Below are 7,595 nucleotides of genomic sequence, written 5' to 3' on the forward strand. Positions count from 1 at the left end.
ATCGCCAGACCGATGCCCCGGTTTCCGCCAGTCACCAGCACCGAGCGGGATACGAATGCGGGTCTGCCGTAGTCGGCAGCACTTTCGGTGCTGTTCTCGGTGGCCGTGTCAGTCACCCCGCCAACCTATCGCCTCGGTTGCTCCCCACTTCAATCGGCTCGTCGCGAGCGTGAAGCCACTGCGAAAATTCTGGCCGGATTTCGCAATGGCTGCACGCTCGGCGAGAAAAGACTAAGAGGGAAGCCGCCGGTTGATCAGCAGCGCCGCCAGCGCCGCCAGCGCCAGCACGAGCGCGCCGAGCCGCAGCCAGCCCGAGCTGGCGTCGCCCTTGATGGTCTCGTAGCCGATCTGCTGCTGCAGCGTGGCGTAGACGCCCTTCAGCTCCTGCAACGACGCGGCGTTGTACCAACTCCCGCCGGAGAGGTCGGCGACCTTCTTCATGGTGGTGTCATCGACCGGAACGGGCTGGCGCTGGTCGTTGATCTCGACGAACCCGTAGGGGGTGCCGAACGAGATCGTCGAGATCGGCACGCCCTGGTCCTTGGCGGTGCGCGCGGCGGTGAAGGCGCCCTTCGGGTTGTCCGGATTGGTCGGCATCGTCTCCTTGCCGTCCGAGAACAACACGATCCGGGCCGGCGGCGGCGTGTCGCCGCCGCCGATCACCGCGCCGACCGTGGCGATGGCCTGCAGCGCGGTGAAGATGCCCTCCCCGGTGGCCGTGCGGTCGGCGAACTGCAACTTGTCCAGCGCGTTCTTGGTCGCCTCCCGGTTGGTCGTCGGGGACACCAGCACGGTCGCCGTGCCCGCGTACTCGATGAGTCCCAGGTTGATTCCGGGCGTCAGCTCGTCGGCGAACTGCTTGGCCGCCTCCTGCGCGGCCGCCATCCGATTGGGCTGGACGTCGGTGGCGCGCATCGACTGCGACACGTCGATCACCAGCATCACCACCGCGCGATTGCGGGGAATCCGGACGTCGTTCGTCGGCCCCGCCATCGCGATGGTGAACAGCACCAGCGACAACACCAGCAGGATCGCGGGTACGTGCCGCCATCGCGACGGCCGTTGCGGGGCAACGCTTTCCAGCAGCTCCATGTTGGCGAACCGCAGCATCCGCCGCTGCCGCGCCAGCTGCAGCACGATGTACAGCGCGGCCAACCCGCCGACGACGAAAAGGAAAAGGAAGAACCACGAATGCGCAAAGCCCGACAGCGACATCGGGCCCAGCAAGGGCAATGTCACTGCCGCCCCGCCAGGGCCCCCCGCCGGCGAGACTCGACGAAGCGGACGATGTCGGCGATCCAGTCCCGGTCGGTGCGCAGCGTCAGCATCGGGGACCCGCAGCTGCGGAAGGTGCGCGACACCTCCGCGCGGTGCGCCTCGGCCGCCTTGGCGAAGTCGTCGCGCAACTGCGCGTCGATGGTGAACTCGCGCGTGACGCCGGTTTCGGCGTCCTGCAACACGACGTCGCCGATGTCGGGAAGCTCGACATCGCGCGGGTCGAGCACCTCGATGGCCAGCACCTCGTGGCGGGCCGAGATCGCCCGCAGGGGTCGCATCCAGTTGATCGGGCCGAGGAAGTCGCTGATGATGACCGCCATTCCGCGGCGACGTTCCGGCCGGCGCAGCGCGTCGATCGCCGTCGCCAGATCACCACGAACCCCGACCGGCGCCTTCGGCGTCGTCGCGATGGTTCGCAACAGCGTCTGCTCGTGCTGGCGTCCGGAGCGCGCCGGCAACCGGGTCATCGTCACGCCGTTGGCCACCAGCGCGCCGATCCGGTTCCCGCCGCCGCTGTTGAGGTAGGTGATCGCCGCCGCGGCGGCCACCGCCAGGTCGCGCTTCTCGCAGACCGTGGTGCCGAAGTCCAGGCTGGCCGACATGTCGATCACCATCCAGGTCTCCAGCTCGCGGTCGGCGATCATCTGCCGCACGTGCGGGTGGGTCGTGCGCGCGGTCACCGCCCAGTCCATCCGTCGGACGTCGTCCCCGGGCTGGTATTCGCGCGACTCCCCCGGCTCCGTGCCCGGCCCCGGGATCAGGCCGAGGTGGTCGCCATGCAGGACGCCATCGAGCTTGCGTTTGACCGTGAGCTCGAGTGTCTTCAGCGCCGCGGTGAGCTTCGGGTCGTCGATCTGCCCGCGCTGGAACGAGGGCGGGTGGCGCACCGCCGGCTTGTCATCGGTCACCGACCGCTGGCCGCCACGGTCTGCATTACCGGCGGCACGGAATGACCTTGCTGCGGTATGGCGTTCACCTGCGGCAGGGCCACCGTCTGCAGGACCCGGTTGATGACGATCTCCGGCGATATCTCGTCGGCGAGCGCGTCGTAGGTGAGTATCAACCGGTGCCGCAGCACGTCGGGAATGATTTCCACGACGTCTTGCGGGATGACATAGTCGCGGCCGCGCACCAGCGCCAGCGAACGCGCGCCGGCGATGATGCCCAGCGAGGCACGCGGGGACGCGCCGAACGAGACCCAGGTCTTGACGTCGTTCATGCCGAGCTGCTCGGGGTTACGGGTGGCGGTGACGACGCGCACCACGTAGTCGACCAGCGCGTGGTGGACGAACACGTTGGACGCGATGTCCTGCAGCCGCAGCAGGTCCTCGGTGTTCAGGATCTGCTTGGGCACCGGCGGCCTGACGCCCATTCGGTAGATGATCTCCCGCTCCTCTTCCGGCGACGGGTAGCCGACGTTGATCTTGAACAGGAAGCGGTCCCGCTGGGCCTCGGGAAGCGGGTAGACGCCCTCGTGCTCGATCGGGTTCTGCGTCGCCATCACCAGGAACGGGTTGGGCAGCGGGAAGGTCTTGCCGCCGATCGACACGTGGCGCTCCTGCATGACCTCCAGCAGCGCCGACTGCACCTTCGCCGGCGCGCGGTTGATCTCGTCGGCCAGCAGGAAGTTGACCACCACCGGGCCGAGCTCGGTGTCGAACTCCTCCTTACCCTGCCGGTAGATGCGGGTACCGATGATGTCCGTGGGGACCAGGTCCGGCGTGAACTGGATGCGGGCGAACGTCCCGCCGACCACCCTCGCGAACGTCTCCACGGCCAGCGTCTTGGCCACGCCGGGGACGCCCTCGAGCAGGACATGGCCCTTGGACAACAGGCCGACCAGCATCCGCTCGACGAGCTGGTCCTGGCCGACGATGATCCGCTTGACCTCGAAGATGGCCCGCTCCAGCGTGTGCACCTCGGCGGCCAGGCCATTACCGCCGCCGGCAGGCGCGTCGTGGGCGGGCGGGCCGGAGGGCCCGCCGTGGCCCGGGTAACTGCTGGCGCCCGGGGGCGGCCCACCTGCTGATGTCATCAAGAACCCTCCACGCTCAATCGGACACGACTGCCGGGCAGCGACGTGCCCTGGTCCAACTATTCCAGGCCTGCCGGTTCCCGTCGACGCCGCGGTTAGCTGGCCTGCGATCAGTACTCGATGATCCTAGTCAGAAACGGCGTCATGCCCGGCTTGCGCACCGGGCTCACGGTGACCTTGCCGGCCAGTGACGACGCCTCCAGCATCTGACCGTTGCCGAGATACATGGTGACGTGCTGGCCACCGTTCGGCCCGTAGAAGATGAGGTCGCCACGCCTGGCCTCGTTGGGCGGGATGTGGCGTCCGGCGTTGTACTGGTCACCGGAGAAGCGCGGGATCAGGACGCCGACCCCGGCGAACATGTACCGCATCAGCCCGGAGCAGTCGAACCCGTTGATGTTGGCGCCGTCGCCGACGCCCTTGCTGGGCCCGTCCAGCGAGCCCCCGCCCCACGAATACGGGACGCCCATCTGCGACCCACCCCGCTTGATCACGTACTCGATCGCCTGCCGGCCGTAGACCCGCGGGATCTTGCCGCCGGGGTTGGTGGGGGTCGCCGCGGTGGGAGCAGGATCCCCGCCGAGATTGATGCCGAGACCGCCGAGGAATTGCTTGCCCAGGTCCAGCGTCGTCTGGGTGGCCTGGGCGGTGGCCTGCAGCGATGCGTTGGCGACGGCCAGCGGATCGCCCGGGGCGCCGGCGCTGATCGTGGCCGGCAGGGTCGGATCCCACTGCCCGGGATCGGCGGCGGCCAGGGGGGCCGGGGCGGCGGCACACAACATCAGCCCGGTCACCACTGTGGTGATCCAGGCCAGGCTTACCAGGCGAAAATGCTTGTGACGCATAGCTCCTCGTTCACCATTCGATGTAGCGGACCACATACGGCGTCATCCCACTGGTGCGCACGGGAGCAACGCGGACCTTCAAACCGATATCCGGGGCCTCGAGCATCTGGCCGTCGCCGAGGTAGATCGTCACGTGCTGGCTGCCGCCCGGGCCGTAGAAGATGACGTCGCCGCGGCGCATCTGTGCCGACGGGATCTTGCGGCCCAGGTTGTACTGCGACCCCGAGTAGTGCGGCAGCTTGATGCCCACGCCGGCGAACGAGTACAGGACCAGTCCCGAGCAGTCGAAACCGGTGATCCCGGCACCGGAGTCGATGCCCTTGCTCGGCCCGGCCGCGTTGCCGCCGCCCCAGGAGTAGGGCACTCCGATCTGCGACATGCCGCGGCGGATGACGTACTCCGTGGCCTGCCTCCCGTACACGCGCGGGATCCGGGCGGCCGTCGCGCCCGGGCTCGCGTTGGTGATGCCGGTGTCGTCGGGCTTGAGGATGCCGAGCTGTTGCAGGAAGTTGCGGCCCAGGCCGGCGGTGACCTGGGTCGAGGTGGCCGAGATCCCCAGCACCTGGTTGATCACCGCGATCGGGTCACCGGGGACGTTGGCGCTGGCCACCATCGGCAGCGTCGGGTCCCACAGCCCGTCCCACTGTCGGCCCCGGGCGGGCGGCGCACCGGCCGGTGCCCCGGGATCCCACCGATCGCCCGACGCCGGGACGGCGCCGCCCTTCCCCGTCGACCATTCCAGCTTGGCCGCCTCGAGTTTGGCCTGCGCCGCGTCGCGCTCGGCGGCCAGGCGCGTGGCCTGCTCGCGTTGTTCGTCGAACTTGCGCTTCGAGTTGGTGAGCGCCGCCACCGCGGCGTCCTGACTGGCCTTGGCGTCGGCAGCGGCCTTGTCGGCCTTCTGCTTGGCCAGTCGCGCCGCCGACTCCTTGTTCACCTGTTCGGTCCGGGCCCGCTGCAGTTTGTCGATCACCGCCTGGGAACTGGCGGTCAGGGTCTGGGCGGCCGATTCGGTGGCGATGATGTCTTCGGGGCTGCTCGCCAACAGGTAGCTGCCCGACGGGCCATTCATATAGGTGGCCGCCGCGAAGGTGTTGAACCGGTGTTGGGCCGCGGCGATCGCGGCGTTGGCATCGGTGACCGCCTGCCGGCTGGCCTCGAGGTCGTGCTGGGCGGCGGCCGCGTTGTCCCGCGCGGTCTCGACGTCGACCAGGGCCTTGTTGACGCTTTCCTGCTCGGTCTGGATTTCGGCGGTCAGGTCTTCCAGGCGCTGGTTGGCCTTGGCGACGTTGGCGATCAGCGCCGCCAGGCTGTCGGCGGCGGGGTCGGCGTCCGCCAGACCCGGGGTGCACACCAGCATCGCCACGCTCAACACCGACGGTATGACCAGCCGGACCAGCCTGGCGGCCGGTCGAGTGGAGAAGCCCCAGCGGGTACGTCTCATTCGGCTCAGGTCTCCTACGGCTCAACGCGGACGGGCGGCGCCAGGCACGGGATTCTCGAAAGCGCCAAGAACAACACGAGCATCATTTGCACCGTACGTCACATAAGACGCCAGGAAAACGCTAGTCACAAACTGCACTCTGGACGTGCGTTTAATGTGACCGAACGGTGACCTAGGGGGTTTGCCGCAGCGAGCCGCGGGCGCCCGCCCGGAGGCGCGGCCCGAGCCGGATGTGCGTGTCAGGCGCCGTTACTAGGCGCTTTCGCCGTCGTCTCCGGCGCGCCGGCCGGCGTTGCTGCGCGCCTGCCGCGCACCTGCAGGAAGCGCGTGCCGACCGCCGCCGCGAGCACCCCGATCAAGAGGAAGATGGTCAGGCCGGTCCAGGGAAACTCGGGCGACTCCAGCTCGTGCAAGAAGTGCTGCGCCGAGACCACCGGATTGCCGGTCTTGGCGATGTCCTCGCCGGCCTCGAGGGTGACCCGCGGGAACTGCGTGCTGTAGCTGCCGACGTAATTCGGGCTGAGGGTCAGCACCGTGGCGTCGTGGTAGTCGGCGCCGACCACGGTGGAGATGTCGCGCAACGGCGTGTCGGTGGGCGGGTTGTGGTCGAGCAGCACGATCTTGAGGTTGATGCCGTCGGCGTGCGCCTGGTGGACCACGTCAAGCAGTCCGGGCATGGCCTCCGGCGGCGCGCTGACGCTATCGGCGGCGACTTTGGCCTTGATCGCGGTCATGTCGACGTCTTGGGGAATGTAGAGCGGCAGGAAGTCGTGCCCGGTCATCCTGTCCTGTCCTCCTCCTGCGCTGTCACGCTGGCGTGGCGCCCGGCCACGGCCGTCACTCTAGCGTGGCGCTCGGCGCGCATTCGGGTGCCGAAGGGGTTTAAACCCGCGCCTCACGCGACAAGACTGGATTACGAGGTGCCACCGTAATGCAGGACAAGCGTACTGTTAAAGTGGCTATGCTCGTTTGAAGCACCGCGGACGCGGCCCGTCGGCGGAAGAACTAAATCCTTGGGAGTTGAAGTGACTGATTCTGTGAACTCGTTCGGAGCCCGCGACACCCTCAAGGTCGGCGACAAGAGTTACCAGATCTATCGGCTCGACGCCGTCCCCAACACCGAGAAACTCCCCTACAGCCTCAAAGTCCTCGCCGAGAACCTGCTGCGCAACGAGGACGGCAGCAACATCACCAAGGACCACATCGAGGCCATCGCGAACTGGGATCCCAAGGCGGAGCCCAGCATTGAGATCCAGTACACGCCCGCGCGCGTCGTCATGCAGGACTTCACCGGGGTGCCGTGCATCGTCGACCTGGCGACCATGCGCGAGGCCATCGGCGACCTCGGCGGCAACCCGGCCAAGGTCAATCCGCTGGCGCCGGCCGACCTGGTCATCGACCACTCGGTGATCGCCGACCTGTTCGGCCGGGCCGACGCCTTCGAGCGCAACGTCGAGATCGAATACCAGCGCAACGGCGAGCGCTACCAGTTCTTGCGTTGGGGGCAGGGCGCTTTCGACGACTTCAAGGTGGTGCCGCCGGGCACCGGCATCGTGCACCAGGTCAACATCGAATACCTGGCGAGCGTGGTGATGGAGCGCGACGGGGTGGCGTACCCGGACACCTGCGTGGGCACCGACTCGCACACCACCATGGTCAACGGCCTCGGCGTGCTGGGCTGGGGCGTGGGCGGCATCGAGGCCGAGGCCGCGATGCTCGGCCAGCCCGTGTCGATGCTGATCCCCGAGGTCATCGGCGTGAAGCTCACCGGCAAGCTCGCCGAGGGCGCCACCGCCACCGACCTGGTGCTGACGCTCACCGAGATGCTGCGCAAGCACGGCGTGGTCGGCAAGTTCGTCGAGTTCTACGGCGAGGGCGTGGCTGAGGTGCCGCTGGCCAACCGCGCCACCCTGGGCAACATGAGCCCCGAATTCGGTTCCACCGCAGCCATTTTCCCGATCGACGAGGAGACCATCTCCTACCTGAAGTTCACCGG

7 protein-coding genes and 1 pseudogene are annotated in these 7,595 nt (G+C 68.1%); 1 reads left to right on the top strand and 7 read right to left on the bottom strand.

Translation table 11 applies throughout. The annotated features are described in order from the left end of the window. The 7 genes and pseudogenes from VMD50_RS08905 to VMD50_RS08935 form a co-directional block, all read right to left on the bottom strand. Positions 1–116: pseudogene (locus VMD50_RS08905) on the bottom strand (beta-ketoacyl-ACP reductase); the annotation flags it as partial. Between the two features lie 115 nt (positions 117–231). After that, entirely contained in the window at positions 232–1,239 is a 1,008-nt protein-coding gene (locus VMD50_RS08910; RefSeq protein WP_325426891.1) for a VWA domain-containing protein, read from the bottom strand. Further along, positions 1,236–2,186, bottom strand: coding sequence for a DUF58 domain-containing protein (locus VMD50_RS08915; RefSeq protein ID WP_325426893.1), 951 nt, complete (start codon positions 2,184–2,186; stop codon positions 1,236–1,238). The genes VMD50_RS08910 and VMD50_RS08915 overlap by 4 nt, the downstream gene beginning before the upstream one ends. Continuing rightward, the gene (gene moxR1 / locus VMD50_RS08920; protein ID WP_325426895.1) at positions 2,183–3,313 is read right to left on the bottom strand and encodes a chaperone MoxR1; all 1,131 of its coding nucleotides are present in this window, start codon (positions 3,311–3,313) and stop codon (positions 2,183–2,185) included. Before moxR1 ends, VMD50_RS08915 begins: the two co-directional genes overlap by 4 nt. Before the next feature lie 110 nt (positions 3,314–3,423). Beyond that, positions 3,424–4,158 (bottom strand): NlpC/P60 family peptidoglycan endopeptidase RipB, encoded by a 735-nt coding sequence (gene ripB, locus VMD50_RS08925; protein WP_325426897.1) that lies wholly within the window; start codon positions 4,156–4,158, stop codon positions 3,424–3,426. A 10-nt stretch (positions 4,159–4,168) separates the two neighbouring features. Further along, positions 4,169–5,599, bottom strand: a complete 1,431-nt coding sequence (gene ripA, locus VMD50_RS08930; protein ID WP_325426899.1) for an NlpC/P60 family peptidoglycan endopeptidase RipA — start codon at positions 5,597–5,599, stop codon at positions 4,169–4,171. A gap of 239 nt (positions 5,600–5,838) precedes the next feature. Beyond that, on the bottom strand, positions 5,839–6,381 hold the full coding sequence (locus tag VMD50_RS08935; RefSeq protein ID WP_325426901.1) for an Rv1476 family membrane protein: 543 nt from the start codon (positions 6,379–6,381) through the stop codon (positions 5,839–5,841). 243 nt (positions 6,382–6,624) lie between these two features. Here VMD50_RS08935 and VMD50_RS08940 point away from each other — a divergent pair. Continuing rightward, positions 6,625–7,595 (top strand): aconitase family protein (locus VMD50_RS08940; protein WP_325426903.1); only part of this gene is annotated, 971 nt, incomplete at its 3' end.

The sequence above is a fragment of the Mycobacterium sp. genome (assembly GCF_035506235.1).
Taxonomy (GTDB): Bacteria; Actinomycetota; Actinomycetes; order Mycobacteriales; family Mycobacteriaceae; genus Mycobacterium.